Annotated in this window: 24 protein-coding genes; 14 read left to right on the top strand and 10 right to left on the bottom strand. The window is 60.2% G+C overall.

The features are described 5' to 3' along the window. Nucleotides 1-33: 33 nt before the first annotated feature. A complete protein-coding gene (gene mutS / locus BFV65_RS16600; RefSeq protein ID WP_048966184.1) occupies nucleotides 34-2,595 on the bottom strand; it encodes a DNA mismatch repair protein MutS in 2,562 nt (853 codons plus the stop codon). 113 nt (nucleotides 2,596-2,708) lie between these two features. Beyond that, nucleotides 2,709-2,939: a SymE family type I addiction module toxin gene (locus tag BFV65_RS16595; RefSeq protein WP_022649175.1), complete on the bottom strand. Its 231-nt coding sequence runs from the start codon at nucleotides 2,937-2,939 to the stop codon at nucleotides 2,709-2,711. Nucleotides 2,940-3,104: 165 nt separating this feature from the next. Between BFV65_RS16595 and BFV65_RS16590 the strand changes: the two genes are divergently transcribed. Further along, nucleotides 3,105-3,449, top strand: a complete 345-nt coding sequence (locus BFV65_RS16590) for a nitrous oxide-stimulated promoter family protein (protein ID WP_022649174.1) — start codon at nucleotides 3,105-3,107, stop codon at nucleotides 3,447-3,449. 130 nt (nucleotides 3,450-3,579) lie between these two features. Here the strand turns inward: BFV65_RS16590 and flhA are convergent, their stop codons facing one another. The 6 genes from flhA to hypA all read right to left on the bottom strand — a co-directional run bounded on the left by flhA (nucleotide 3,580) and on the right by hypA (nucleotide 9,328). Next, the gene (gene flhA / locus BFV65_RS16585) at nucleotides 3,580-5,652 is read right to left on the bottom strand and encodes a formate hydrogenlyase transcriptional activator FlhA (protein ID WP_023330179.1); all 2,073 of its coding nucleotides are present in this window, start codon (nucleotides 5,650-5,652) and stop codon (nucleotides 3,580-3,582) included. Nucleotides 5,653-5,715: 63 nt separating this feature from the next. Continuing rightward, nucleotides 5,716-6,726: a hydrogenase expression/formation protein HypE gene (gene hypE / locus BFV65_RS16580; protein WP_069596905.1), complete on the bottom strand. Its 1,011-nt coding sequence runs from the start codon at nucleotides 6,724-6,726 to the stop codon at nucleotides 5,716-5,718. Continuing rightward, nucleotides 6,723-7,844, bottom strand: coding sequence for a hydrogenase formation protein HypD (hypD, locus tag BFV65_RS16575; protein ID WP_069596904.1), 1,122 nt, complete (start codon nucleotides 7,842-7,844; stop codon nucleotides 6,723-6,725). The genes hypE and hypD overlap by 4 nt, the downstream gene beginning before the upstream one ends. Nucleotides 7,845-7,847: 3 nt before the next feature. Then, complete coding sequence (locus BFV65_RS16570; RefSeq protein ID WP_003862132.1) at nucleotides 7,848-8,120, bottom strand: HypC/HybG/HupF family hydrogenase formation chaperone; 273 nt, start codon at nucleotides 8,118-8,120, stop codon at nucleotides 7,848-7,850. Next, nucleotides 8,111-8,974, bottom strand: coding sequence for a hydrogenase nickel incorporation protein HypB (gene hypB, locus BFV65_RS16565; protein ID WP_023306822.1), 864 nt, complete (start codon nucleotides 8,972-8,974; stop codon nucleotides 8,111-8,113). Before hypB ends, BFV65_RS16570 begins: the two co-directional genes overlap by 10 nt. Before the next feature lie 3 nt (nucleotides 8,975-8,977). After that, nucleotides 8,978-9,328, bottom strand: coding sequence for a hydrogenase maturation nickel metallochaperone HypA (gene hypA / locus BFV65_RS16560; protein WP_022649168.1), 351 nt, complete (start codon nucleotides 9,326-9,328; stop codon nucleotides 8,978-8,980). A gap of 210 nt (nucleotides 9,329-9,538) precedes the next feature. Here hypA and hycA point away from each other — a divergent pair, with 210 nt between their 5' ends. The 9 genes from hycA to hycI all read left to right on the top strand — a co-directional run bounded on the left by hycA (nucleotide 9,539) and on the right by hycI (nucleotide 17,350). Beyond that, nucleotides 9,539-10,003: a formate hydrogenlyase regulator HycA gene (gene hycA / locus BFV65_RS16555; protein WP_022649167.1), complete on the top strand. Its 465-nt coding sequence runs from the start codon at nucleotides 9,539-9,541 to the stop codon at nucleotides 10,001-10,003. Between the two features lie 73 nt (nucleotides 10,004-10,076). After that, complete coding sequence (locus tag BFV65_RS16550; protein ID WP_022649166.1) at nucleotides 10,077-10,685, top strand: 4Fe-4S dicluster domain-containing protein; 609 nt, start codon at nucleotides 10,077-10,079, stop codon at nucleotides 10,683-10,685. Next, entirely contained in the window at nucleotides 10,682-12,496 is a 1,815-nt protein-coding gene (gene hycC / locus BFV65_RS16545; RefSeq protein ID WP_069596903.1) for a formate hydrogenlyase subunit 3, read from the top strand. The genes BFV65_RS16550 and hycC overlap by 4 nt, the downstream gene beginning before the upstream one ends. 1 nt (nucleotide 12,497) lies before the next feature. Then, entirely contained in the window at nucleotides 12,498-13,421 is a 924-nt protein-coding gene (locus tag BFV65_RS16540) for a respiratory chain complex I subunit 1 family protein (RefSeq protein WP_032625965.1), read from the top strand. Nucleotides 13,422-13,436: 15 nt separating this feature from the next. After that, nucleotides 13,437-15,146: a formate hydrogenlyase subunit HycE gene (gene hycE / locus BFV65_RS16535; protein ID WP_022649163.1), complete on the top strand. Its 1,710-nt coding sequence runs from the start codon at nucleotides 13,437-13,439 to the stop codon at nucleotides 15,144-15,146. Between the two features lie 9 nt (nucleotides 15,147-15,155). Beyond that, the gene (locus BFV65_RS16530) at nucleotides 15,156-15,698 is read left to right on the top strand and encodes a formate hydrogenlyase complex iron-sulfur subunit (protein WP_022649162.1); all 543 of its coding nucleotides are present in this window, start codon (nucleotides 15,156-15,158) and stop codon (nucleotides 15,696-15,698) included. Then, nucleotides 15,698-16,465, top strand: a complete 768-nt coding sequence (locus tag BFV65_RS16525) for an NADH-quinone oxidoreductase subunit B family protein (protein WP_022649161.1) — start codon at nucleotides 15,698-15,700, stop codon at nucleotides 16,463-16,465. The genes BFV65_RS16530 and BFV65_RS16525 overlap by 1 nt, the downstream gene beginning before the upstream one ends. After that, complete coding sequence (locus BFV65_RS16520; RefSeq protein WP_069596902.1) at nucleotides 16,462-16,872, top strand: formate hydrogenlyase maturation HycH family protein; 411 nt, start codon at nucleotides 16,462-16,464, stop codon at nucleotides 16,870-16,872. Before BFV65_RS16525 ends, BFV65_RS16520 begins: the two co-directional genes overlap by 4 nt. Further along, nucleotides 16,865-17,350 carry a hydrogenase maturation peptidase HycI gene (gene hycI, locus BFV65_RS16515; RefSeq protein WP_022649159.1) on the top strand — a complete coding sequence of 162 codons (486 nt, stop codon included), beginning with the start codon at nucleotides 16,865-16,867 and terminating at the stop codon, nucleotides 17,348-17,350. Before BFV65_RS16520 ends, hycI begins: the two co-directional genes overlap by 8 nt. Nucleotides 17,351-17,409: 59 nt before the next feature. Here the strand turns inward: hycI and BFV65_RS16510 are convergent, their stop codons facing one another. Then, a complete protein-coding gene (locus tag BFV65_RS16510; RefSeq protein WP_069596901.1) occupies nucleotides 17,410-18,834 on the bottom strand; it encodes a 6-phospho-beta-glucosidase in 1,425 nt (474 codons plus the stop codon). An 18-nt stretch (nucleotides 18,835-18,852) separates the two neighbouring features. After that, a complete protein-coding gene (gene ascF / locus BFV65_RS16505) occupies nucleotides 18,853-20,304 on the bottom strand; it encodes a PTS cellobiose/arbutin/salicin transporter subunit IIBC (protein ID WP_069596900.1) in 1,452 nt (483 codons plus the stop codon). A 214-nt stretch (nucleotides 20,305-20,518) separates the two neighbouring features. Here ascF and BFV65_RS16500 point away from each other — a divergent pair, with 214 nt between their 5' ends. From BFV65_RS16500 to BFV65_RS16485, 4 genes are all read left to right on the top strand, one after another. Next, nucleotides 20,519-21,532 carry a LacI family DNA-binding transcriptional regulator gene (locus tag BFV65_RS16500; protein ID WP_069596899.1) on the top strand — a complete coding sequence of 338 codons (1,014 nt, stop codon included), beginning with the start codon at nucleotides 20,519-20,521 and terminating at the stop codon, nucleotides 21,530-21,532. 133 nt (nucleotides 21,533-21,665) lie between these two features. Further along, the gene (gene hydN / locus BFV65_RS16495) at nucleotides 21,666-22,211 is read left to right on the top strand and encodes an electron transport protein HydN (RefSeq protein ID WP_017382793.1); all 546 of its coding nucleotides are present in this window, start codon (nucleotides 21,666-21,668) and stop codon (nucleotides 22,209-22,211) included. 6 nt (nucleotides 22,212-22,217) lie between these two features. Next, the gene (gene hypF / locus BFV65_RS16490; RefSeq protein WP_069596898.1) at nucleotides 22,218-24,434 is read left to right on the top strand and encodes a carbamoyltransferase HypF; all 2,217 of its coding nucleotides are present in this window, start codon (nucleotides 22,218-22,220) and stop codon (nucleotides 24,432-24,434) included. Nucleotide 24,435: 1 nt separating this feature from the next. Then, nucleotides 24,436-25,458: a HoxN/HupN/NixA family nickel/cobalt transporter gene (locus BFV65_RS16485; RefSeq protein WP_069596897.1), complete on the top strand. Its 1,023-nt coding sequence runs from the start codon at nucleotides 24,436-24,438 to the stop codon at nucleotides 25,456-25,458. Nucleotides 25,459-25,481 lie beyond the last annotated feature (23 nt).

Genomic DNA, 25,481 nt, shown 5'->3' with positions numbered 1-25,481 from the left:
AAGCCGCCACCCGGCAAAAAAGACCGCAGAGAACTAAACCAGACTCTTCAACCGATAAATCCACTCCAGCGCCTGACGCGGCGTCAGCGAATCCGGATCGAGATTTTCCAGCGCTTCCACAGCCGGAGATGTCTCTTCCGGCACCGCCAGCAGTGACATCTGCGTACCATCTATCTGCGTAGCTGCCGCATTCGGTGACAAACTTTCCAGCTCACGCAATTTCTGACGCGCGCGCTTAATCACCTCTTTCGGCACACCCGCCAGCGCGGCGACGGCCAGGCCATAGCTCTTGCTTGCCGCGCCGTCCTGCACCGTGTGCATAAAGGCGATGGTGTCGCCGTGCTCAAGCGCATCAAGGTGGACGTTAGCCACGCCTTCCATTTTCTCTGGCAGCTGTGTCAGTTCGAAATAGTGCGTCGCGAACAGCGTCAGCGCCTTGATTTTATTCGCCAGACTTTCCGCGCACGCCCAGGCCAGGGACAGGCCGTCATAGGTGGAGGTACCGCGTCCTACTTCGTCCATCAACACCAGACTGTTCTCTGTCGCGTTATGCAGAATGTTGGCGGTTTCGGTCATCTCGACCATAAAGGTAGAGCGACCGCTCGCCAGATCGTCCGCCGCACCCACACGGGTGAAGATACGGTCGACAGGGCCAATCTCAACCTTCTGCGCCGGAACGTAGCTGCCGATGTAGGCGAGCAGCGCGATAAGGGCTGTCTGGCGCATATAGGTACTTTTACCGCCCATATTGGGGCCGGTAATGATCAGCATTCTTCGCTGCGGTGACAGGTTCAACGGGTTGGCAATAAACGGCTCGTTCAGCACCTGCTCAACCACCGGATGGCGACCTTCGGTAATGCGAATGCCGGGCTTGTCAGTAAAGGTTGGACAGGTGTAGTTCAGCGTTTCGGCGCGCTCGGCCAGGTTTACCAGCACATCCAGCTCGGCCAGCGCAGCGGCGCTCATTTGAAGGTCAGCCAGATGCGGCAACAGGATGTCGAACAGCTCGTCATACAGCTGTTTCTCCAGCGCCAGCGCTTTACCTTTCGACGTGAGCACTTTGTCTTCGTACTCTTTCAGCTCGGGAATAATGTAGCGCTCGGCATTTTTCAGCGTCTGGCGGCGAACGTAGTGAATCGGTGCCAGGTGGCTCTGCCCACGACTGATCTGGATATAGTAACCGTGTACGGCGTTGTAGCCGACTTTCAGGGTGTCGAGCCCCAGACGTTCACGCTCGCGGATTTCCAGCTTATCCAGATAATCCGTCGCGCCATCGGCCAGCGCACGCCATTCGTCCAGCTCTTCGTTATAACCCGGAGCAATAACCCCGCCATCCCGCACCAGAACAGGCGGCGCATCAATGATGGCGCGTTCCAGCAGTTCGCGAAGCTCGGTAAATTCGCCCATGGTTTCGCGCAGCTTTTGCACTGGCGCGCTGTCGATCTCTCCCAGCTGAGCGCGCAGTTCCGGCAACTGCTGGAAAGCGTGACGCATACGGGCGAGATCGCGTGGACGCGCGGTACGCAATGCCAGGCGCGCCAGGATACGCTCAAGGTCACCCACCTGACGCAGCACCGGCTGCAATTCGGTGTAACGATCCTGCAATGCGGCAATGGTTTGCTGACGGCCAATCAGCGTTTCGGTGTTGCGGATCGGCATATGCAGCCAGCGTTTGAGCATACGGCTGCCCATGGGGGTAACCGTGCTGTCAAGAACCGACGCCAGCGTATTTTCCATGCCGCCAGCGAGGTTCTGCGTGATCTCCAGGTTGCGGCGCGTGGCGGCATCCATGATGATGCTGTCCTGCTGACGCTCCATGGTAATTGAACGGATATGGGGCAGGGCGGTACGCTGCGTATCCTTCACGTACTGCAACAGGCAGCCTGCGGCACATAGCCCGCGCGGGGCATTTTCCACACCAAAGCCAATCAAATCGCGCGTGCCAAATTGCAGGTTCAGCTGCTGGCGCGCGGTATCAATTTCGAACTCCCACAGTGGACGACGACGCAGGCCGCGGCGACCTTCAATCAGCGCCATCTCGGCGAAATCCTCTGCATAAAGCAGTTCTGCCGGATTAGTGCGCTGTAGTTCAGCCGCCATGGTTTCACGGTCAGCCGGTTCACTCAGGCGAAAACGACCGGAGCTGATATCCAGCGTGGCGTAGCCAAACCCTTTACCGTCCTGCCAGATCGCCGCCAGCAGGTTATCCTGGCGCTCCTGAAGCAGGGCTTCATCGCTGATGGTTCCCGGCGTCACGATGCGTACGACCTTGCGCTCAACGGGGCCTTTCGACGTGGCCGGGTCGCCAATTTGTTCGCAGATAGCGACAGACTCGCCCTGGTTCACCAGCTTCGCCAGATAGTTTTCAACCGCGTGATGCGGGATACCCGCCATCGGGATGGGCTCGCCTGCCGACGCGCCACGTTTCGTCAGAGAAATGTCGAGCAGCTGAGACGCACGTTTCGCATCGTCATAAAAAAGCTCGTAAAAATCGCCCATACGGTAAAACAGCAGAATTTCCGGATGCTGTGCCTTCAGCTTCAGGTACTGCTGCATCATCGGCGTATGCGCGTCGAAATTGTCGATTGTGCTCATGGAGTTATGATATCCATTTCTTTGAAAATATTACGCTTTGAGCGGCTCAATGGCCGATTGTTCCTTCTATTGTCGCATGAAAAAAAGGTGCGGCGCAGAAAAAAGTCACGACTTTACGAGGCATCTTCCGCTATTAATTCAATGATGATTTTTCCGTGCTCGACGCCCACCCGAACCTGCGAGTTGGTGGTAAATCCCGCTTGTTCAAGCCAGTCGCCTTTCAGGCTTAGCGCTGCGTGTACGCTGTAGCGTTTTGGAATTTTCGTTTTACGGTCTTCATGACGTTTTCTGAAGTAACCCACTTTTAAGTGCCGATAGGGTTTGGCGATCGCGATCTGTTGCATAAGCTCTCCGGTGAATACGGTTATTTACACCTGTATAAAATACCAGTAAAACGCAGCGAGGGGAGGGGTAATTCTGGAAGGACGCTTCAGAAAACGGAATGCAATAACTGAAAATGTGCGGATAAAAAGGTATTATAAATACACTTTATTGTTGAGGACGACGTTATGTCCGGTAAACGTATTTCACGAGAAAAAAAGACGATCGCCAGAATGATCGCCCTGTACGAAAACAGGTGTCCGCACGCCATAAAAGAAGAGGGGCACTATTCGGCGCTTAAGGCTTATGCCGATAAGCGGCTGGATAAATGCGTGTTTGGTGAGGAAAAACCTGCCTGCAAACAGTGCCCGGTGCACTGTTATCAGCCCGCCCGACGGGAAGAGATGAAGCAGGTAATGCGCTGGGCAGGGCCACGTATGTTATGGCGTCATCCGATTCTGACCATCCGACATCTGATCGACGATCGTCGTCCGGTTCCGGAATTACCGGAAAAGTATCGGCCTAAAAAATAATCGTCTCAGCGCCGCAGTGGACGACAAATCACGCTCAGGGCTACGGCGCGGCGCAGGCAGACAGAAAAAGAGCACCAAATATCCCTGCGCCAGCGCGGGAGCAATATGTACCCGCTGACGGAATGACGGGTTATTTCAGGCTCTCTTTATCGATTCCCAGACGCTTCATACGCGAGAGCAGGGTAGTACGCTTCAGCCCCAGCCGTTGCGCCGCACCTTTCGGTCCGGCTACCACGCCGTTGGTCTCCTTCAGCACTCGCATAATGAGCTGATATTCATCTTCTCCCTCTTTCGCAAGCTCGCTTGCGGCCACGGTCGTTTCAGAGAGAGTAACCTCTGGCAGGGAGAGCTGGAGCACGTTCCCGCGCGTCAGCAGGACCGCGCGCTCAATGACGTTTTCCAGCTCGCGCACGTTCCCCGGCCACTCCATCGCCGAAAGGGTGCGTAGCGTTTCGGCAGGAATACTGTCGATATTTCGCCCCATCCGGCGGGCAATCTTCGCGGTAAAGGCTTTCACCAGCAGCGGAATATCTTCCGGGCGTTCGCGCAGCGGCGGCAGGCAGATCGGGAAGACGTTCAGACGATAGTAAAGATCGCTGCGAAACTCGCGGTCGGCGACCATTTTTTTCAGATCGCGGTTGGTGGCGGCAATCAGACGCACGTCGGTCTGGATCAGCTTGTTGCTGCCGAGACGCTCGAACTCCTGCTCCTGCAAAACGCGCAGCAGCTTAGGCTGAAGCTCCAGCGGCATATCGCCCACTTCGTCGAGGAACAATGAGCTTTTATCCGCCAGTTCAAAACGGCCCAGCCGCTGGCTGCTGGCGCCGGTAAACGCGCCGCGCTCGTGGCCGAACAGGTCGCTTTCCAGTAAGCCCGCAGGCATCGCCGCGCAGTTCATCTTCACCATCCGGCGGCTGTTGCGGTTGCTCAGGTTGTGGATCGCCCGGGCAATCAGCTCTTTCCCTGTGCCGGTTTCACCGAGGATCAGCACCGTGCTGTCGCTCTGCGCCACCATCTCCACCTGCTTGAGGATGTTGTACATGGCATCGCTGCGTCCGATGATTTCGCCAAACTCGCTGTCCACATTGTTGAGCTGCTCGGTCAGCGCCAGGTTTTCGTCCACCAGCCGTTCTTTCAGACGGTGGATCTCCTGATAGGCGAGGGCGTTATCCAGCGCAATGGAGATACGTTCGGCGATCTGGCGCAGCAGCTTCAGGTTGGCGGTGGTAAATACGGCTTCATCGCACTGCGCCAGTTTAAGCACGCCGAGCATGGTGTTGCCGGACATCAGCGGCAGCAGGCACAGGGTCTGGATCTTGTTGCCCCAGGTGTTAAACAGCATCCGCTCGTAGGGCGCTACCGGATCCTGCTCGCTGAGATTTAACAGCAGGATCTCTTTGCTTTTAAATACCCGTTCAGACAGGGTTCCCGCTTCGTCCACTTCGCTTTGCTCGTGCGCCGGGTTAGCTTCGTCGAGGTAGTGGGTGGAGTAGATGTTCAGCTTGCCCTTACGGTTGCCGCGCAGCGCAATGCTGATAGCATCGATCCTGAAATAGTGATGGATCTCTTTGGCGACTTCGCTCACCAGTTCGTCCATATCGAGACGCGACAGCACGGCATTGGTGATGGCGACCAGTATGCGGAAATTATCGCGCTCGCGGCTCAACAGGTCGTAATCCACGTTATTGGTGACGCGGCTTTGGATCTGCTCTGCCACGACGGCCACAATTTGCGTGAAGGTATGCAACCGCTCGTACTCCGCCTCGGTCCAGGGCTGGTCGTTATTACGGATAAACTCGCAGCCGCCAAAAATTTGCCCTTCCACCGCCAGCGGCAGCATGCTGTAGTGGCCGAACGGGTGGTAAAGGTTGCTCTCTGCCAGCTTCGGCCAGGCCTGGCGAAACTGGTCAAAATTGCAGTGCAGCGCTTCCGGGCGGGAGAGAATACGTCGCACCGGACCGTGGGCCAGAAACGTTTCATCTTCATATTCGAAGATTTTGCCGTTATCACGCGTTGAGAAATAGCTCGCGCGGTGGGTTGCGCTATGCCAGAGCACAATGGCGGCGCTGTCCGCCAGCGCTGATTGCCTGACCAGCCGCGTCAGGGCATCGCTCAGCGCGCCGAGGTCGGGCTGTTGTAAAAGTGTGCGCGTGATGTCAAACAGGCCCTGCTGTCCAAGATCGCTCATCGGTGTATACGGCATTATTGCTTTCCAATAGAAACTGGCAAAAAAGAGACATTCAGCGCTGACCGCTTTTGGCGCGGTCTAGCAAATTCGGGGTAACGGTTCATCGTGCGGCAGATCCAGCGTGCGCTTCACGCCGTAAAGCCCGATCAGGCGCACCCCTTTGCGCTCAACCACGTCGCCGATGATGGCCGCGTCTTTCCCTAAGGGATGTGCGCGCAGTTGTTCAAGTACGGCTTCCGCCGCCGTGCGTTCCACGCCGATCACCAGCTTGCCTTCGTTGGCAAAGTTAAGCGGGTCTAGCCCTAATAGCTCGCACAGCCCGCGTACAGCAGGCTTAACGGGCAGGCCGCGCTCGGTCAGTTCAATTCCGCAGCCGCTGCTTGCGGCAAATTCGTGTACGACGGCATTCACGCCGCCTCGCGTGGCGTCGCGCAGGGCTTTTACACCCGGCATGTCGCGCAGCGTCTGGATCAGCGGCGTGAGTACCGCGCAGTCACTGTGCAGCTCGCCATCCAGCCCTAAGCCTTCGCGCAGGTTCAGGATGGTTGCCCCGTGGCAGCCCAGCGTGCCGCTGACAATCAGCACGTCGCCTGCACAAAGCTGCTGCGCGCCCCAGTGAATGTCGGCGGGGATCGCCCCCATTCCGGCGGTGTTAATGAAGAGCTTATCAGCCGCGCCGCGCTGCACCACCTTGGTATCCCCGGTCACGATGGCGATCCCCGCCTCGCGGGCGGTGTGCGCCATGCTGTTGACCACCGCCGTGAGCGTCTCCATGGGTAACCCTTCTTCGAGGATAAACCCGCAGGAGAGGTAGCGGGGGATCGCGCCGCTGACGGCCACGTCGTTTGCCGTGCCGCAGACGGCGAGCTTGCCGATATCGCCGCCCGGGAAGAACAGCGGGTCAATCACGTAGCTGTCGGTAGAGAACGCCAGCCTGTCGCCGTGGGCGGTCAGGGCCGCGAGGTCAATACGCGCCTGATCTTCCTGCTCGGCGAGCCAGGGGTTGTTAAAGGCTTCCATGAACAGCCTGTTAATCAACTGCTGCATCGCCTGTCCACCGCTTCCGTGCGCCATTTCCACCGTGTTCATGCTTCACACTCCTGGTTGCGATAGTGATACCACGCGGCGCATGCCCCTTCGGAAGAGACCATCAGCGCGCCAAACGCGGTTTGCGGGTTACAGGCGTTGCCAAATAACGGGCAGTGATGAGGTTTGCATTTGCCGGTGAGTACGTCGCCACAGCGGGCGCGGGGATCGTCGCACACCTTCTGCGGCTGCGGGCGGAAATGCGCTTCGGCGTCGAAGGCGCGATACGCGGGCGTCAGGTGTACGCCGGATTCGGCAATCAGCCCCAGTCCGCGCCACTCGCTGTCGCCTTCGACGCTAAACACGTCGGCTATCGCCTGCTGTGCCCGTCTGTTACCTGCATCGGGCACCACGCGGCGATACTGATTTTCCACCACACTCAGGGCCGCTATTTTCTGCTCAACCAGCATGGTCACGCCTTGCAGTAGATCAAGTGGCTCGAAACCAGCCACCACTAACGGACGATTGTACTGTTCAGCGATAAAACCGTAGGCTTCTGTGCCGATCACCATGCTGACGTGTCCTGGTGCCAGGAAGGCGTCGATGCCGTTGTCCGGCGCTTCAAGCAGGCTACGCAGCGTGGGAATAAGCGTGATGTGCTGGCAGAAAAAGTAAAAGTTAGTGGCGTTGCGGGCTTTCGCCTGCTGGAGAGTGATAGCGGTGGCGGGCATGGTGGTTTCAAAACCCAGCCCGAAAAAGACCACCTTACGCTCAGGATTAGCCATCGCCAGCGTAAGGGCATCCATCGGTGAGTAGACGATTCGCACGTCCGCGCCGCGCGCCTTCGCCTGGAGCAGCGAGCCATTTTTTCCCGGTACGCGCATGGCGTCGCCGAAGGTGCAAAAAATCACACCGGGGCGGCTGGCGATGTCGAGACAGCTGTCGATGCGCCCCATCGGCAGCACGCACACCGGGCAGCCGGGGCCGTGGATAAATTCGATGTTCTCCGGCAGCAGCTGGTCGAGGCCAAATTTGAAGATGGCGTGGGTGTGTCCGCCGCACACCTCCATGATCCGCAGCGGTTTTTCTTTCGTGTAGTCCAGCAGGGACGCGCGGGTTTTCAGGCGATCGATAAGCTGCAACACCTGCTCAGGCGCGCGATATTCATCAACGTAACGCATGTGTTATCGTTCCTCACCATATAGCAGGGCACCCACGTCCGGCTCAACGTCGAACATATTCTGTAGCGCGTCCAGCGTGTCGCGGGCTTCTTCCTCATTAATCACGCTCATGGCAAACCCCACGTGGACCAGCACCCACTGGCCAAGACGCGATGCGCCGGTCTCATCGTGGCTGCCCACCAGCGTCAGATCGACATCGCGCAGGATGCCGCAGACCTCCACTTTGGCCTGATTGCCGTCGATCGAATGAATTTGTCCGGGGACGCCTATGCACATCGTTCGCTCTCCAGCCAGTTCAGCCAGGCATCCATCCCGTCGCCGTGCGTGGCGGAAACCAGCAGGATCTCAATGTCCGGGTTCACTTCCCGGGCGTAAGCCAGGCACTTATCCACGTCGAAATTCAGGTACGGCAGCAGGTCGACTTTGTTCAGCAGCATGAGGGAGGCGGCGGCAAACATATGTGGATACTTCAGCGGCTTGTCTTCCCCTTCGGTCACGGAGAGCACCGCCACTTTATGCCGCTCGCCGAGGTCGAAGCTTGCCGGGCAGACCAGGTTGCCGACGTTTTCAATAAACAGGATGCCGTTATCCGCCAGCGGCAGGCGCGGGGCGGCGTCGGCAATCATCTGCGCATCCAGGTGGCAGCCCTTGCCGGTGTTGACCTGAATCGCGGGCGTACCGGTTTCGCGGATGCGCGCCGCGTCGTTTACCGTTTGCTGATCGCCTTCGATAACGGCGCAGGAGACACGTTTATTCAGTCGTTTGAGGGTTTCGGTCAGCAGGGTGGTTTTACCGGAGCCGGGGCTGGAGACCAGGTTCAGTACCAGCTGTTGACGGGCGGCAAAGCGGGCGCGATTGCGGGCGGCGAGCTGGTTATTTTTGTCCAGCACATTGATCTCCACCTCCAGCATCTCGCGCTGGCTGATGCCCGGCGCGTGGGTGCCCGCTTCGCCGTGGCCGTAATGCAGGTCGCCCGCGTCTGAACGTTGTGGCGCAAAGGTGATGCCGGTCAATGCCGCCGCGGGACGCGGGGCAGGGGAAAAGGGCGCGGAGCGAAACGCGGAGTGGGGACGGTGTTCATCCCCTTCTATATACAGGTTGCCTTCAGCGCAACCGCAGGTACTACACATACATTACTCCTTCTCGATTTCGAGGCGTTGGATCTGCATACCGTCATCCGCCACGATGCGCAGCCCGCTGCTCTGGCACTGCGGACAGCGCTGTACCTTCGATGACAGCAGCGTGACGTACTGCTGACACTGCTCGCACCAGCACTCCGCCTGCTGCTCCTCGATATGCAGTGCGCAACCCTCCGCCAGCGTGCCGCGGCACACCAGCTCAAAACAGAAGGTGAGGGCGCTGGTCTCGACGCAGGAAAACGCCCCGACCTTCAGCCAGACGCCGGTCACGCGCTTCGCATGGTTCTGCACAGCCTGCTGTTCGATAAGTTCCAGTGCCCGCTGGCAGAGGGTGATTTCGTGCATGACGCCTCCTTAATGAATTGCCCCTTTAATGCAATAACAGTGCCAGCTTGATTTGCGTTACGGCGTGACGATGTCAACGCTGTCGAAATGACACGTCGACACCGCAGCGGTGACAGTGCGCATCTCTTTAAAATCCATATAAATCAATAAATTAAAAACTGGCACGAAACCTGCTTAACAGCCGCTAACTCCATTAACCGGATACCTTTTATGACTATTTGGGAAATTAGCGAAAAAGCGGATTACATCGCGCAACGTCATCAGCAGCTTCAGGATCAGTGGCACCTCTACTGCAACTCTCTGATTCAGGGGATCACCCTCTCAAAAGCCCGTCTGCACCATGCCATGAGCTGCGCGGCGCAGGGGGATATGCGCTTTGTGTTGTTTGGACACTTCACGATTTTTGTCACCCTGGCGGAGAGCTTCAACAGCCACACCATTGAGTATTACGTTGAGACAAAAGAGGGTGAAAAACAGTGTATTGCGAAAGCCCAACTGATGGCCGACGGCATGGTGGACGGTCACGTCAGCACCCGCGATCGCCAGCAGGTGCTGGAGCACTATCTGGAGAAAATCGCGCCGGTTTATAACGGCCTCTACGCTGCCGTTGAGCACGATCAGCCGATCAACCTGAAACAGCTGATCGACGGAAAATCCTCCGCGAACGTGGCCTGAAGAGCGAGTGTCGAGAAGTGTCGATAAGACAGTTTTTTTTCGTCAAAAATGACCATCACCAGAGGATGACCCGGTGAACCGTTTTGTAATTGCTGACTCGACGGTCTGTATTGGCTGTCGAACCTGTGAGGCGGCGTGCTCGGAAACACACCGCCTGCACGGGCTACAGTCCATGCCGCGCCTGCGCGTCATGCGTAATGAGAAAGAGTCTGCCCCGCAGCTCTGTCACCACTGTGAAGACGCGCCATGCGCGGGCGTCTGTCCCGTCAATGCCATCACCCGCGTTGACGGCGCGGTACAGCTGAACGAAAGCCTGTGCGTGAGCTGCAAGCTGTGCGGCATCGCCTGTCCGTTTGGTGCCATTGAGTTTTCCGGCAGCCGTCCGCTGCATATTCCGGCGAATGCCAACACCCCGAAAGCGCCGCCTGCGCCGCCGGCACCGGCACGCGTGAGCACGCTGCTGGACTGGGTGCCGGGCATTCGCGCCGTCGCGGTGAAGTGCGACCTGTGCAGCTTCGATGAACAAGGTCCGGCCTGCGTGCGCACCTGTCCGACCAAAGCGTTAATTCTGGTTAATATTCGCGACATCGCCCGCACCAGCAAACGCAAGCGCGAGCTGACCATCAATACTGACGTCGGCGATCTTTCGCTGCTGCGGGCGCTTAACGAGGGGGCGAAATGAACGCGATAGTTATGATGACCAGCGGCGTGGCCTGGTTTGCCGCCGCCGCTGTCCTGGCGCTGCTCCTCTCCTTCCATAAAACGCTGAGCGGCTGGATCGCCGGTATCGGCGGGGCGGTCGGCAGCCTGATGACGCTGGCGGCGGGCGGCGTTGTCCTGATCGACGGCCAATCCGTCGACACCCTCATCCCGCTGATTCACCACGCCGTTGAGCTTACGCCGCTAAATGCCATCTGGCTGGTCACCTTTGGTCTGTGTGGGCTGTTTATCAGCCTGTTTAATATCGACTGGCACCGCCATCAGCACACCAACGCCAACGGCCTGCTGGTCAACCTGTTGATGGCCGCCGCGGTCTGCACCGTTGTCGCCAGCAACCTCGGCGCGCTGGTGGTGATGGCTGAAATCATGGCCCTGTGCGGCGTGTTCCTGACCGGATGCAGCGCCTCCGGCAAGCTGTGGTTTGCGCTCGGACGACTCGGTACGCTGCTGCTGGCGCTGGCCTGCTGGCTGGTGTGGCAGCGTTTCGGCACGCTGGACTTTGCCGTGCTTAACGGCCAGCCGCTGGGGAATGACGTCTGGCTGTTGGGCGTAGTCGGTTTTGGCCTGCTGGCCGGGATTATCCCGCTGCACGGCTGGGTGCCGCAGGCGCATGCCAATGCCTCGGCCCCGGCTGCCGCGCTGTTCTCCACCGTGGTGATGAAGGTCGGTCTGTTCGGCATCCTGACGATAACCCTGACGGGCGGCCAGCCGCCGCTGTGGTGGGGCGTGGCGCTGCTGATTGCGGGGATGATCACCGCATTTGTCGGCGGGCTGTACGCCCTGATGGAGCATAACATCCAGCGCCTGCTGGCGTACCACACCCAGGAGAATATCGGCATCATCCTGCTCGGCATGGGCGCGGGTGTCAGCGGGCTGGCGCTCAACCAGCCGGCGCTGATTGCCGCCGGGTTTATTGGCGGTCTGTATCACCTTATCAACCACAGCCTGTTTAAAAGCACCCTGTTCCTCGGCGCGGGCAGCGTCTGGTTTCGCACCGGGCACCGCGATATTGAAAAGCTCGGCGGGATTGGCAAAAAAATGCCCGTCATTTCGCTGGCGATGCTGGTCGGGCTGATGGCGATGGCCGCGCTGCCGCCGCTGAACGGCTTTGCCGGGGAGTGGGTGATCTATCAATCCTTCTTCGCGCTCGGCCAGAGCGACGCGTTTATCGCGCGGCTGCTCGGCCCGCTGCTGGCGGTTGGGCTGGCGATTACCGGGGCGCTGGCGGTGATGTGTATGGCGAAGGTTTACGGCGTCACCTTCCTGGGCGCGCCGCGCACCCGCGAAGCGGAAAACGCCTGTTGCGCCCCGGTGCTGATGGCCACCAGCGTGTTCGCGCTGGCGCTGTGCTGTATCGCAGGTGGGGTTGCCGCGCCGTGGCTGCTGCCGCTTCTGGGCCACGCCATTCCGCTGCCGCTGGCTACGGCGCATACCGTCGTGTCCCAGCCGATGATGGCGCTGCTGCTGATTGCCGCGCCGCTCCTGCCGTTCGTGCTGATGCTGTTCTTCAGACGCGACCGTCTCGCCTCCCGCTCGCGCGGCGCGGCGTGGGCCTGCGGCTACGAACACGAGCAGTCGATGGTCATCACCGCCCACGGTTTCGCCATGCCGGTGAAGGAGAACTTCGCCGCCGTGCTGAAGCTGCGCCACTGGCTGAACCCGGTGGGCTGGGTGCCGGGCTGGCAGAGTGCCGCCGTGCCCGTGCTGTTCCGTCGCCTGGCGCTGATCGAGCTGGCGGTGCTGGTGGTGATTGTCATTTCACGAGGAGCCTGACATGAGTTTGTTACTGGCAATACTTCAGGCGCTGGTGCTGTTTGCCGCCGCGCCGCTGCTGTCGGGCATCACGCGCGTGGCGCGCGCCCGGCTGCACAACCGTCGCGGGCCTGGCGTGCTCCAGGAGTACCGCGATCTCTTCAAGCTGCTCTCCCGTCAGAGCGTCGCGCCGGATGCCGCAGGTTGGGTGTTCCGCCTGACACCGTTCGTGATGGTCGGCGTGATGCTGACCATCGCCACCGCGCTGCCGGTAGTGACGGTGGGCTCGCCGCTGCCCGTGCTTGGCGATCTGATTACGCTGATCTACCTCTTCGCCATCGCGCGTTTCTTCTTTGCGATTGCGGGCCTGGACACCGGCAGCCCGTTTACGGGTATCGGCGCCAGTCGTGAGGCGATGCTCGGCGTGCTGGTTGAGCCAATTCTGCTGCTGGGGCTGTGGGTCGCCGCGCAGGTTGCTGGCTCGACCCACATCAGTTTCATCACCGACACCGTTTACCACTGGCCGGTTTCACGTTCGCTCCCGCTGGTGCTGGCGCTCTGCGCCTGCGCGTTCGCCACCTTTATCGAGATGGGCAAGCTGCCGTTCGATCTCGCGGAAGCGGAGCAGGAATTGCAGGAGGGGCCACTCACCGAGTACAGCGGCTACGGCTTTGCGGTGCTGAAGTGGGGCATCAGCCTCAAGCAGCTGGTGGTGTTGCAGATGTTCGTCGGCGTTTTCTTCCCGTGGGGGCAGATGACGCACTTCTCTGCGGGCGGCCTGCTGCTGGCCGTTGTGGTGGCTGCGCTCAAGCTGCTTATCGGCGTGCTGGTGATTGCCCTGTTTGAAAACAGCATGGCGCGCCTGCGTTTTGTCGAAACGTCACGCATTACCTGGGCTGGTTTTGGTTTTGCATTTTTAGCGTTCGTCTCCTTGCTGGTGGCGTGATTAAAGAGAGTGTTTATGTCTGAAGAAAAGAAAGGTCAGCAGTATCTCGCCGCGTTGCATCAGGCTTTCCCGGGCGTGGTGCTGGAGGAGTCATGGCAAACCAAAGACCAGGTAACCGTCACCATTAAGGTGAACTACCTGCCGGAAGTGGTGGAGTTTCTTTACTACCAGCAGGGCGGCTGGCTGTCGGTGCTGTTCGGCAACGACGAGCGTCAGCTGTGCGGCAACTATGCGGTGTACTACGTGATGTCGATGGAGCAGGGCGAGAAGTGCTGGCTCACCGTGCGCGTCGAAGTTGACCCGAACAAGCCGGAGTACCCGTCCGTCACGCCGCGCGTACCCGCCGCCGTCTGGGGCGAGCGCGAAGTGCGCGACATGTACGGCCTGGTGCCGGTTGGTCTGCCTGACGAGCGTCGCCTGGTGCTGCCGGACGACTGGCCGGATGAACTCTATCCGCTGCGCAAGGACAGCATGGACTACCGCCAGCGTCCGGCCCCGACAACCGACAGCGAAACCTACGAGTTCATCAACGAGCTGGGCAGCAAGAAGAATAATGTGGTGCCGATCGGCCCGCTGCACGTCACCTCTGACGAACCGGGCCACTTCCGCCTGTTCGTCGACGGCGAAAACATTATCGACGCCGACTACCGCCTGTTCTACGTCCACCGCGGCATGGAGAAGCTGGCGGAGACCCGCATGGGCTACAACGAAGTCACGTTTCTTTCTGACCGCGTGTGCGGCATCTGCGGCTTTGCCCACAGCACCGCCTACACCACCTCGGTGGAGAACGGCATGGGGATCGTGGTGCCGGAACGCGCGCAGATGATCCGCGCCATTCTGCTGGAGGTGGAACGCCTGCACTCACACCTGCTGAACCTCGGCCTGGCCTGCCACTTCGTCGGCTTTGACTCCGGGTTTATGCAGTTCTTCCGCGTGCGTGAGGCATCAATGAAGATGGCGGAGATCCTCACCGGGGCGCGTAAAACCTACGGCCTGAACCTGATCGGCGGGATCCGCCGCGACCTGCTGAAGGACGACATGATCCAGACCCGCCAGCTGGCGCAGCAGATGCGCCGGGACGTGCAGGAGCTGGTGGACATGCTGCTCAGCACGCCAAACATCGAGCAGCGCACCGTCGGGATTGGTCGTCTTGACCCGGAAATCGCCCGCGACTTCAGCAACGTCGGTCCAATGGTGCGCGCCAGCGGCCACGCCCGCGACACCCGCGCCGATCACCCGTTCGTCGGCTACGGCCTGCTGCCGATGACCGTGCACAGCGAGCAGGGCTGCGACGTCATCTCCCGCCTGAAGGTGCGCATCAACGAGGTGTTTACTGCGCTGAACATGATCGACTACGGCCTCGATAACCTGCCGGGCGGCCCGCTGATGGTGGAAGGCTTCACCTACATTCCAAACCGCTTTGCCCTCGGATTCGCCGAAGCGCCGCGCGGGGATGACATTCACTGGAGCATGACCGGCGACAACCAGAAGCTCTACCGCTGGCGCTGCCGTGCGGCGACCTACGCCAACTGGCCAACCCTGCGCTACATGCTGCGCGGTAACACCGTCTCTGACGCGCCGCTGATCATCGGCAGCCTCGACCCGTGCTACTCCTGCACCGACCGCATGACCGTCGTGGACGTGCGCAAGAAGAAAAGCCAGGTGGTGCCGTACAAAGAGCTTGAGCGCTACAGCATCGAGCGTAAGAACTCGCCGCTGAAATAAGGACTCGTCATGTTTACCTTTATCAAAAAAGTGATCAAAACCGGCGCGCAGACCAGCAGTTATCCGCTGGAGCCGATGCCGGTGGATAAAAACTTTCGCGGCAAGCCGGAGCACAACCCGCAGCAGTGCATCGGCTGCGCGGCCTGCGTCAACGCCTGCCCGTCGAATGCCTTAACGGTGGAAACGGACCTGAAAACCGGCGAGCTGGCCTGGCAGTTTAACCTCGGGCGCTGCATCTTCTGCGGCCGCTGCGAGGAGGTCTGCCCGACGGTAGCCATTCGCCTGTCTCAGGAGTACGAGCTGGCGGTGTGGAAAAAAGAGGATTTCCTCCAGCAGTCGCGCTTTGCGCTGTGCAACTGCCGCGTCTGCAAGCGTCCGTTCGCCGTGCAAAAAGAGATCGACTACGCCATCGCGCTGCTGAAGCACAACGGCGACGTGCGTGCGGAGCATCACCGTGAAAGCTTCGAAACCTGCCCGGAGTGCAAACGTCAGAAATGCCTGCTGCCGTCTGACCGCATCGATTTAACCCGTCATATGAGAGAGGCCAGCTGATGGAAAACTTACTCGGCCCGCGCGACGCTAACGGCATTCCGGTGCCGCTGACGGTGGAGGAGTCCATCGCCAGCATGAAGGCGTCGTTGCTGAAAAAAATCAAACGCTCGGCCTACGTCTATCGCGTGGACTGCGGCGGCTGCAACGGCTGTGAGATCGAAATCTTCGCCACCCTGTCGCCGCTGTTTGACGCCGAACGCTTCGGCATCAAAGTGGTGCCGTCCCCGCGCCACGCGGATATCCTGCTGTTCACCGGCGCGGTCACCCGCGCGATGCGCTCGCCTGCGCTGCGCGCCTGGCAGTCTGCGCCGGATCCGAAAATCTGCATCTCCTACGGCGCCTGCGGCAACAGCGGCGGCATCTTCCACGATCTTTACTGCGTCTGGGGCGGCACCGACAAAATCGTGCCGGTGGACGTTTACATTCCGGGCTGCCCGCCGACGCCCGCCGCCACGCTGTACGGTTTTGCCATGGCGCTCGGCCTGCTGGAGCAGAAGATCCACGCCCGCGAGCCGGGCGAGCTGGACAACCAGCCAGCCACTCTCCTGCACCCGGATATGGTGCAGCCGCTGCGGGTGAAGATCGACCGCACGGCGCGCAGGCTGGCGGGGTACCGCTATGGCCGTCAGATTGCCGACGATTATCTGCGCCTGCTGAGCCAGGGCGACCATCAGGTGGCGCGCTGGCTGGAGGCCGAGAACGATCCGCGTCTCAATGAGATCGTGGCAAACCTGAACAGTATTGTGGATGAGGCGCGTATCCGATGAGTGAAACGGTGGTGTTCAGCCAGCTGAGCCGTAAGTTTATTGATGAGAACGATGCCACGCCGGATGCGGCGCAGCAGGTGGTCTATTACAGCCTGGCGATTGGGCACCACCTCGGGGTGATCGACTGCCTGGAGGCGGCGTTAAGCTGCCCGTGGCCCGAGTACCTGGCGTGGATCGCCACGCTGGAGGAGGGCAGCGTGGCGCGGCGCAAAATGGAGGGCGTGCCGAAGTACGGCGAGATCGTTATAGACGCCAACCATATCACGATGCTCGCCAACGCCTTTGACGCGGTGCTGAGCGTACAAACCCCGGCGCAGCAGGCGTGGAGCAAAACGCTGCTCGGCATGCTGCACGATATTCATCAGGAGAGCGCCATCTACCTGATGGTGAGGAGATTACGTGACTGACGTTTTACTGTGTGTCGGCAACAGCATGATGGGCGACGACGGCGCGGGCCCGCTGCTGGCGGAGATGTGCGCCGCGAACCCGCCAGGCAACTGGGTGGTGATTGACGGCGGCAGCGCGCCGGAAAACGACGTGGTGGCCATTCGCGAGCTGCGCCCGGACAGGTTGTTAATCGTCGATGCCACCGATATGGGGCTCAACCCCGGCGAGATCCGCCTGATTGACCCGGACGACATCGCCGAGATGTTTATGATGACCACCCACAACATGCCGCTGAACTACCTGGTGGATCAGATTAAAGACGACGTGGGTGAGGTGCTGTTTCTGGGCATTCAGCCGGACATCGTCGGGTTTTATTATCCGATGACGCCGCCGGTGAAAGAGGCGGTGGACGTGGTGTATTCACGGCTTGCCGGGTGGGTTGGGGACGGGGGTTTTCAGCCCCTCACCCCGGCCCTCTCCCCAGAGGGGAGAGGGTGAAAACCGCATCGAGCAGTTTGTAGGCCGGGTAAGGCAACGCCGCCACCCGGCAAAACAGGCTACGCCAGATCCGCCCCGTTACTCGCAATCACCTTCTTATACCACCAGAACGATTTCTTGCGCTTGCGGTCCAGCGTGCCGTTCCCGGCGTCGTCGCGGTCGACGTAGACAAACCCGTAGCGCTTACTCATCTCCCCGGTTGAGGCCGAGACCAGGTCAATGCAGCCCCAGGTGGTGTAGCCCATCAGCGGGACGCCGTCCTCAATCGCGTCACCCATCGCACGGATATGCTCGCGCAGGTAGCTGATGCGGTAGTCGTCGTTGATCTCGCCGTTTTCATCAATGACGTCCTTCGCCCCGAGGCCGTTTTCCACCAGGAACAGCGGCTTCTGGTAGCGGTCATACATCATGTTCATGGTGATGCGCAGCCCGAGCGGGTCGATGCCCCAGCCCCACTCGCTCACCTGAATATGCGGGTTGCGCAGGGACTTCACGATGTTCGCCGCGCTGGTGTTGCCCGCGTTCATATCCGCCGACGCGCAGCGCGAGGCGTAATAACTGAACGAGGCAAAGTCGACGGTGTTTTTCAGCAGGTCGTCGTCGCCGGGGTCTTTCACAATCACCACCCCTTTCTCGCGGAACACGCGGGCGGAGTAGGCCGGATAGCTGCCGCGCGCCTGCACGTCGATAAAGAACAGGTTCTCGCGATCTTTCTCCAGTGCCATCCACACGTCTTCCGGCTTGCAGGAGTACGGGTAGAAATTGCCACCCGCCAGCATGCAGCCGACCTGGTTTTCCGGGTTCACCTCGTGGGCGATTTTGGTCGCCAGCGCGCTCGCCACCAGCTCGTGGTGCGCGGCCTGGTATTTCACCTGATCTTCGTTTTCCCCTTCCTCAAACACCAGCCCCGCGCCGGAGAACGGGCTGTGCAGCATGATGTTGATTTCATTGAAGGTCAGCCAGTATTTCACCAGCCCGTTAAACGCCTCGAAGCAGGTGCGGGCGTAGCGGGCAAAGAAATCCACCATCTTACGGTTGCGCCAGGAGCCGTACTCCGTCACCAGGTGCATCGGCACGTCGAAGTGGCAGAGCGTGACCAGCGGCTCGATGTTGTACTTTTTGCACTCCTCGAACACCGCGCGGTAGAAGGCAATGCCTTCCTGATTCGGCAGCGGTTCGTCGCCGTTCGGGTAGAGGCGGCTCCAGGCAATCGAGGTGCGGAACACCGTAAAGCCCATCTCCGCCATCAGGGCGATGTCTTCTTTATAGCGATGGTAAAAATCAATCGCCTCGTGGCTCGGGTAGAATTCGTCGTCCCGCAACGAAAACCGTTTTTCCTTGCCGACTTTTACCGCCAGACGGTTTGCGCCGTGGGGGATCATGTCGACCGTCGTCAGTCCTTTGCCGCCTTCACGGTAAGCCCCTTCACTCTGGTTGGCGGCAAGCGCGCCGCCCCATAAAAATCCTTGTGGAAAAACAGACATTCTTACCTCGCTTTCAGTTTATGCTTCTGCTGCTTTGTTCTGTACCGGTGCGGTTTGCAGGGCGCGTGCTTTTTCGGCTTCGTCTTCTACCGGGATATCCTCAAACCCTAACAGCAGGGTCAGCACAAACGACAGCACCACCGCCAGACCCATCACGCCAAACACCCAGACGATGGTCATCGGGTTGGCCGGGTCGAAGAACTGCACGCTGGTGAACAGCCCCGGCGCCGCCATCGAGTGGCTGGCAAGACCTGCCATGCCCGCCACCGCGCCGCAGATAAAACCGCTGATCAGGCTCGCAATCAGCGGACGCTTCAGGCGTACCGCCACGCCGTACAGGGCCGGTTCAGAGATCCCCGCCATGATGGCGGAGGCCGCAGCCGCCAGCGCCGTCTGGCGCAGCTCCGGGTTTTTGGTTTTCCACGCCACCGCCAGCGACGAACCGCCGAGCGACAGGTTGGCGCCGATTTCCGACGGCATCACCATCCCTTCTTTGCCCGTTTCGGCAATGGTCTGGATGATGGTCGGCGTAAACACGCGGTGCATCCCGGTCATCACCAGCAGCGGCCACAGCGCGCCCATAATGGCAACGGAGAGCCAGCCCAGATAACCGTGAATGGTGTAGACCAGCGCGGAGATGGCGCTGCCGATCCAGATCCCGAGCGGGCCAATCAGTACGATGGCGAGCGGGGCGGCAATCAGCACGATCAGCATCGGCTTGAGGAAGTTTTTCGTCACTGCCGGGGTGATGCGATCCACCCAGCGTTCGATATACGACAGGCACCAGGTCATCACCAGGGCCGGGATAACGGTATAGGTGTATTTCACCGCCGTCACCGGAATTAAGGCAAATTCTACATGCTCGCCCTGCGCCGCTTTCGCCATCAGCTCGATAAAGCTCGGGTGAACCAGTACGCCCGCAATGGCTATCGCCAGGGACATGTTGGTTTTGAACTTCACCGCTGCGGAAGCCGCCACCATCAGCGGCAGGAAGAAGAACGCGCCGTCGCCAATAACGGTCAGGATCGTCAGCGTCGGGTCACCTTTGCCCAGCACGCCGGTCATCTCAAGGATCATCGCCAGCAGCTTGACCATCGACCCGCCGATGATCGCCGGGATCAGCGGAGACATGGTGCCGATCAGCGCGTCGAGGATCCCGGCGCCAATCCGGCGCAGCGTAAGCTTCTGTGGACCTTCCGCTACGGCAGGTTGCAGGTTGGCGGGCAGCAGGCTCACCACTTCACGGTATGCCTGGGACACGGTGTTGCCGATGATCACCTGGCACTGGTTGTCGTTGCGCACCACGCCGAGCACGCCGCTGATGCTTTTCAGACGCGCGGCGTCGGTAAGGCTTTCGTCTTTCAGAACGAAGCGCAGGCGCGTCATGCAGTGGGTGACGGCGATGATGTTCTCTTTACCGCCCAGCGCGCTAACCACGTCATTTGCCAGCGCAGCGTAATTTTTTGCCATCGGATGTGATCCTGTTATCGTTGTGAGAAGTGTAGGAAACCGGTTTCACATAATCATCATGAGTTTCTTTTAATGAAACAAGACCACTTTTTATGCATTTTTTCGTTTCGTGATGACGATCACTCGTGGCCGAAAAAAGCGTGATAACGCCGCTGCGACAATTTTTCTGCGGTGAAGTACACTGCGGCTCATCGGTTTTGAATGGAATAACACTATGACCACGATGCTGGAAGTGGCGAAGCGGGCAGGCGTGTCGAAAGCGACGGTCTCCCGGGTGCTGTCGGGGAACGGTTACGTCAGCCAGGAGACGAAAGACCGCGTGTTTCAGGCCATCGAAGAGAGCGGGTATCGCCCCAATCTGCTGGCGCGAAACCTGGCGACCAAACGCACCCAGACCCTGGGGCTGGTGGTGACAAACACCCTGTACCATGGGGTCTACTTTAGCGAGCTGCTGTTTAACGCCGCGCGGATGACGGAAGAGAAGGGGCGTCAGCTGATCCTGGCGGACGGCAAGCACAGCGCCGAAGAGGAGCGCGAGGCGATCCAGTACCTGCTCGACATGCGCTGCGACGCGGTGATCATCTACCCGCGTTTTCTGAGCGTGGAAGCGCTGGACGAAATTATTGAGAAATGCGAGCAGCCGATTATGGTGCTCAACCGCCGTTTGCGGAAAAACAGCAGCCACAGCGTCTGGTCCGATCATAAAGCGTCGTGTCAGGACGCAGTATCGCAGTTGATCGCGAAAGGCCACCGGGAGATTGCGTTTATCACCGGTTCGCTGGATTCCCCCACCGGCGTGGAGCGTCTTTCCGGCTACAAGGACGCGTTGGCGCAGCACGGCATTGCCCTGCGTGACCCGCTGATCGCCGAAGGGAAGTGGAGCCCGGCCAGCGGCGCGGCGGCGGTCTCTCAGCTGCTCACCCGCGGCGAAACGTTTACCGCGCTGGTGGCGAGTAACGACGATATGGCGATTGGTGCCATCAGGCAGTTGCACGAGAGCGGCGTCGCCACGCCGGGCGCGGTGTCCGTCATCGGCTTTGACGACGTGGCAATCGCGCCCTATATCGTGCCGTCCCTCTCCAGCGTGCGTATTCCGGTAACGGAGATGATCCAGGAGACCATCAGCCGCCTGATCTTCATGCTCGACGGCGGTGAGTTTAAGCCTCAGCAAACTTTTTCCGGCGAGCTTATCCTGCGCGGCTCCGTCATTGACGGCCCGCATCGCTGACGTCGACATCTGTCATCGTCACAAATGACGATGACAGATCCTCTTCTTTTTTATTTATCTTCAAAATCAATGCATTAAATATTGGCACGGTTTATGAATAGCTTCGCGCATAACAGTTATGCCGGAGAAGCAGATGAACCGTTTTATTATGGCCGATGCCAGCAAATGCATTGGTTGCCGTACCTGTGAAGTGGCGTGCGTGGTTTCCCATCAGGCGGAGCAGGATTGCGCCTCCCTGACCCCCGATACCTTCCTGCCGCGCATCCACGTCATTAAAGGCGTGAATATTTCCACTGCCGCTATCTGTCGCCAGTGCGAAGACGCGCCGTGCGCCAACGTCTGTCCGAACGGGGCGATTAAGCGCGAGAAAGGCTTTGTGCATGTGATGCAGGAGCGCTGCATCGGGTGCAAAACCTGTGTGGTGGCGTGTCCGTATGGCGCGATGGAGGTGGTCGTTCGCCCGGTGGTGCGCAACAGCGGTATCGGGCTCAGCGTGCGCGCGGAGAAAGCCGAAGCCAATAAATGTGACCTCTGCTACCACCGCGACGCCGGTCCGGCGTGTATGGAAGCCTGTCCGACGCATGCGCTGGTCTGCGTCGATCGCGATAAGCTCGAACAGATGAGTGCCGAAAAACGCCGCCGTGCGGCGTTCGACACCTCGTCATCGCTGCTGTTTTAAGCTGCAATGCGCGTTAACGGCGTACAGCTTCGGGTGCGCGGCAAGGTGCAGGGGGTAGGATTTCGTCCCTTCGTCTGGCAGCTTGCACACCAGCTGGGGCTGGCGGGCGACGTGTGCAACGACGGAGAGGGTGTCCTGGTGCGTCTCGCGGGTAGTGGGGGTGACTTTACCGCGAGACTGCGCCAGGACTGCCCACCGCTGGCGCGCATCGATCGCGTTGAAACGCAGCCGTACAGCTGGAATACGCTGCCGGATGAGTTTGTCATCCGCCACAGCGAGAGCGGGGCGATGGATACGCAAATCGTCCCGGATGCCGCCACCTGTCCCGCGTGCCTGGCGGAGATGCGCGATCCGCGCGAGCGCCGTTATCGCTACCCGTTTATCAACTGCACCCACTGCGGGCCGCGGTTTACCATTATCCGCGCCATGCCCTATGACCGCCCGGCCACGTCAATGGCGCCTTTCCCGCTCTGTGTGCCCTGTGAAACGGAGTACCGCAACCCGGCTGACCGGCGTTTTCACGCCCAGCCGGTGGCCTGCCCGGACTGCGGTCCGCAGCTGGAGTGGCAAGCCGGGGATGCTGCCACCACCCGCGAATCGGCGTTAAGCGCGGCGGTGGAGAGATTGAAAAACGGCGGGATTGTGGCGGTCAAAGGGCTGGGCGGATTTCACCTGGTCTGCGACGCGCTTAACCCACAGGCGATTCGGAAATTGCGGGCACGCAAGCAGCGCCCGACCAAGCCGCTGGCAGTGATGATCCCGCATGCGAACGATCTGCCGGAGGCCATCCAGACGCTGTTACGTTCACCCGCTGCGCCGATTGTGCTGACGCCAAAAGCCTGCCTTCCTGCATTTCCTGAGGAGATTGCGCCGGGGCTGACTACGGTCGGCGTAATGCTACCTGCGAACCCGCTCCAGCATTTGCTGATGTTGGACTGCCATCGCCCGCTGGTGATGACCTCCGGCAACCTCAGCGGCCATCCACCCGCCATAAGCAACCAGCAGGCGCTGGAAGAACTCAGTGACATCGCTGACGGCTTCCTGCTGCACAACCGCGATATTCTTCAACGGATGGATGATTCAGTAATGGATCGGGACGGTGCGATGCTGCGTCGCGCACGCGGTTTTGTGCCGGATGCCATCACATTGCCCGCCGGATTCCGCGATATCTCGCCCATGTTATGCACCGGCGCGGAGATGAAAAATACCTTCTGCCTGGTGCGTGGCAACCAGGCGGTGCTGAGCCAGCATTTTGGCGATCTGAGCGACGAGGGCATAGAGGCGCAGTGGCGCAGTGCGCTCTCGACGATGCAGGACATCTACGCCTTCCAGCCAGAGCGCGTGGTGTGCGATGCCCATCCGGGATATCACGCCCGACAGTGGGCCCGGGCGCAGGCGCTGCCCGTTGAGACCGTGCTGCATCATCATGCGCATGCAGCAGCGTGTCTGGCGGAGAATGGCTGGCCGCTCGACGGCGGGGATGTTATTGCCCTGACGCTGGATGGGATCGGTATGGGTGAGAACGGCGCGATGTGGGGCGGCGAGTGCCTGCGGGTGAACTATCGCGACTGCGAACGGCTGGGCGGTCTGCCAGCCGTTGCGCTGCCGGGGGGCGATCTGGCGGCAAAACAGCCGTGGCGCAATTTGCTCGCCCACTGTCTGGCGTTCGTACCTGACTGGCAGCAGTACCCGGAAACAGAGGCGGTACAGCGTCAAAACTGGCCGCTGCTGGCAACGGCAGTGTCGCGCGGTATCAATGCGCCGCGGGCCTCCTCCTGTGGTCGTCTGTTCGACGCCGTGGCCTGTGCGCTGGGCATTGAAACGCAACGCTATGAGGGCGAAGCCGCGTGCCGGGTGGAGGCGCTGGCCGAACGCTGTCCAGGGGTTGATCATCCGGTGACGCTCAAGACGGATAACCTTGCGCTGTTCTGGCAGCAGTGGCTGGCCTGGCGGGCGGAGCCCGGCGAGCGCGCCTGGGCCTTTCACGATGCGCTGGCAAAAGGGCTGAGCGAACTGGCGGCAACGCATGCGCGCCGACGGTCGCTCTCTACGGTGTGCTTCAGCGGAGGTGTCCTTCACAACCGCCTGCTACGCGCGCGCCTTCGTCATTACCTTTCTGATTTCACGCTTCTTTTTCCTTCGCGCCTGCCCGCAGGCGACGGAGCGATCTCCTTCGGGCAGGCGGTGGTTGCTGCCGCCCGATCATGTTCACAAAGGATTTAAAATGTTACGACTTTTACGCAATGAACCTCGTGCAGCGTGCCTGCTGCTGGCTCTGGTGATGGCTAACCTGCTGGCCTGGGGGCTGGCGTGGCACACCTTTAGCGGCAGTACGGCGCTGATGGCGGCCAGCCTGCTGGCCTGGTGTTACGGACTGCGTCATGCGGTGGATGCCGACCATATCGCCGCGATTGATACCGTGACGCGTAAGATGATGCAGCAGGGCAAGCGCCCGTCCGGCGTGGGGGCATGGTTTTCCCTCGGACACTCCACCATCGTGGTGCTGGCCTCCATTGCCATCGCCGCCACCGCCACGGCGTTTCAGAAAAATATGGAATGGTTCCACGAAACCGGCAGCCTGATTGGCACCGCCGTCTCCGCCACCTTCCTGCTGGCGATGGCGCTGGTGAATATGGTGATCCTGCGCGGCGTCTGGCGCAGTTTTCAGGCACTGAAACACGGCAGGCCCGTGCAGGGCGACATCACGCTGCCTGCCCAGGGTGGCGTCATGAACTGGCTGTTCGGCAAAACCTTCCGCCTCGTCAATAAAAGCTGGCAGATGTATCTGGTGGGCTTCCTGTTTGGCCTCGGCTTTGACACTGCCACCGAAATCGGCGTGCTGGGGATCTCCGCCGCCAGCGCCTCCAGCGGGATGTCGGTGTGGTCGATCATGATCTTCCCGGCGCTCTTCGCCAGCGGCATGGCGCTGGTGGATACGCTCGATAACCTGCTGATAGTGGGTGCCTATGGCTGGGCGTTTAACAAGCCACAGCGCAAGCTGTACTACAACATGACCATCACCGGCACTTCGGTGGTGGTGGCGCTGTTTATCGGCGGGCTGGAAGCGCTGGGTCTTCTGATGGACAAGTTCGCCCTCAGCGGCGGCGTGTGGGATCTGATTGGCGCGGTGAACGATAACCTGGGCGACGCCGGGTTTGTGGTGGTCGGGCTGTTTGTCGCCTGCTGGCTGATCTCGATGGCGAATTACCGCTGGCGCGGTTATGACGCGCTGGTGGTGCGGTCCTGAACCACGCAGCCCTGTTTTTGCCC

The organism is Enterobacter hormaechei subsp. hoffmannii (assembly GCF_001729745.1).
Lineage (GTDB): Bacteria > Pseudomonadota > Gammaproteobacteria > Enterobacterales > Enterobacteriaceae > Enterobacter > Enterobacter intestinihominis.
Note: the sequence above shows the minus strand (reverse complement) of the source record. Positions and strands in the feature narration are given on the sequence as shown.

What these genes read in the sequence shown, in the direction of transcription:
- mutS (WP_048966184.1), bottom strand. Translation starts at nt 2,595, where the DNA reads ATGAGCACAATCGACAATTTCGACGCGCATACGCCGATGATGCAGCAG.
- BFV65_RS16595 (WP_022649175.1), bottom strand. Translation starts at nt 2,939, where the DNA reads ATGCAACAGATCGCGATCGCCAAACCCTATCGGCACTTAAAAGTGGGT.
- BFV65_RS16590 (WP_022649174.1), top strand. Translation starts at nt 3,105, where the DNA reads ATGTCCGGTAAACGTATTTCACGAGAAAAAAAGACGATCGCCAGAATG.
- flhA (WP_023330179.1), bottom strand. Translation starts at nt 5,652, where the DNA reads ATGCCGTATACACCGATGAGCGATCTTGGACAGCAGGGCCTGTTTGAC.
- hypE (WP_069596905.1), bottom strand. Translation starts at nt 6,726, where the DNA reads ATGAACACGGTGGAAATGGCGCACGGAAGCGGTGGACAGGCGATGCAG.
- hypD (WP_069596904.1), bottom strand. Translation starts at nt 7,844, where the DNA reads ATGCGTTACGTTGATGAATATCGCGCGCCTGAGCAGGTGTTGCAGCTT.
- BFV65_RS16570 (WP_003862132.1), bottom strand. Translation starts at nt 8,120, where the DNA reads ATGTGCATAGGCGTCCCCGGACAAATTCATTCGATCGACGGCAATCAG.
- hypB (WP_023306822.1), bottom strand. Translation starts at nt 8,974, where the DNA reads ATGTGTAGTACCTGCGGTTGCGCTGAAGGCAACCTGTATATAGAAGGG.
- hypA (WP_022649168.1), bottom strand. Translation starts at nt 9,328, where the DNA reads ATGCACGAAATCACCCTCTGCCAGCGGGCACTGGAACTTATCGAACAG.
- hycA (WP_022649167.1), top strand. Translation starts at nt 9,539, where the DNA reads ATGACTATTTGGGAAATTAGCGAAAAAGCGGATTACATCGCGCAACGT.
- hycC (WP_069596903.1), top strand. Translation starts at nt 10,682, where the DNA reads ATGAACGCGATAGTTATGATGACCAGCGGCGTGGCCTGGTTTGCCGCC.
- BFV65_RS16540 (WP_032625965.1), top strand. Translation starts at nt 12,498, where the DNA reads ATGAGTTTGTTACTGGCAATACTTCAGGCGCTGGTGCTGTTTGCCGCC.
- hycE (WP_022649163.1), top strand. Translation starts at nt 13,437, where the DNA reads ATGTCTGAAGAAAAGAAAGGTCAGCAGTATCTCGCCGCGTTGCATCAG.
- BFV65_RS16530 (WP_022649162.1), top strand. Translation starts at nt 15,156, where the DNA reads ATGTTTACCTTTATCAAAAAAGTGATCAAAACCGGCGCGCAGACCAGC.
- BFV65_RS16525 (WP_022649161.1), top strand. Translation starts at nt 15,698, where the DNA reads ATGGAAAACTTACTCGGCCCGCGCGACGCTAACGGCATTCCGGTGCCG.
- BFV65_RS16520 (WP_069596902.1), top strand. Translation starts at nt 16,462, where the DNA reads ATGAGTGAAACGGTGGTGTTCAGCCAGCTGAGCCGTAAGTTTATTGAT.
- BFV65_RS16510 (WP_069596901.1), bottom strand. Translation starts at nt 18,834, where the DNA reads ATGTCTGTTTTTCCACAAGGATTTTTATGGGGCGGCGCGCTTGCCGCC.
- ascF (WP_069596900.1), bottom strand. Translation starts at nt 20,304, where the DNA reads ATGGCAAAAAATTACGCTGCGCTGGCAAATGACGTGGTTAGCGCGCTG.
- BFV65_RS16500 (WP_069596899.1), top strand. Translation starts at nt 20,519, where the DNA reads ATGACCACGATGCTGGAAGTGGCGAAGCGGGCAGGCGTGTCGAAAGCG.
- hydN (WP_017382793.1), top strand. Translation starts at nt 21,666, where the DNA reads ATGAACCGTTTTATTATGGCCGATGCCAGCAAATGCATTGGTTGCCGT.
- hypF (WP_069596898.1), top strand. Translation starts at nt 22,218, where the DNA reads ATGCGCGTTAACGGCGTACAGCTTCGGGTGCGCGGCAAGGTGCAGGGG.
- BFV65_RS16485 (WP_069596897.1), top strand. Translation starts at nt 24,436, where the DNA reads ATGTTACGACTTTTACGCAATGAACCTCGTGCAGCGTGCCTGCTGCTG.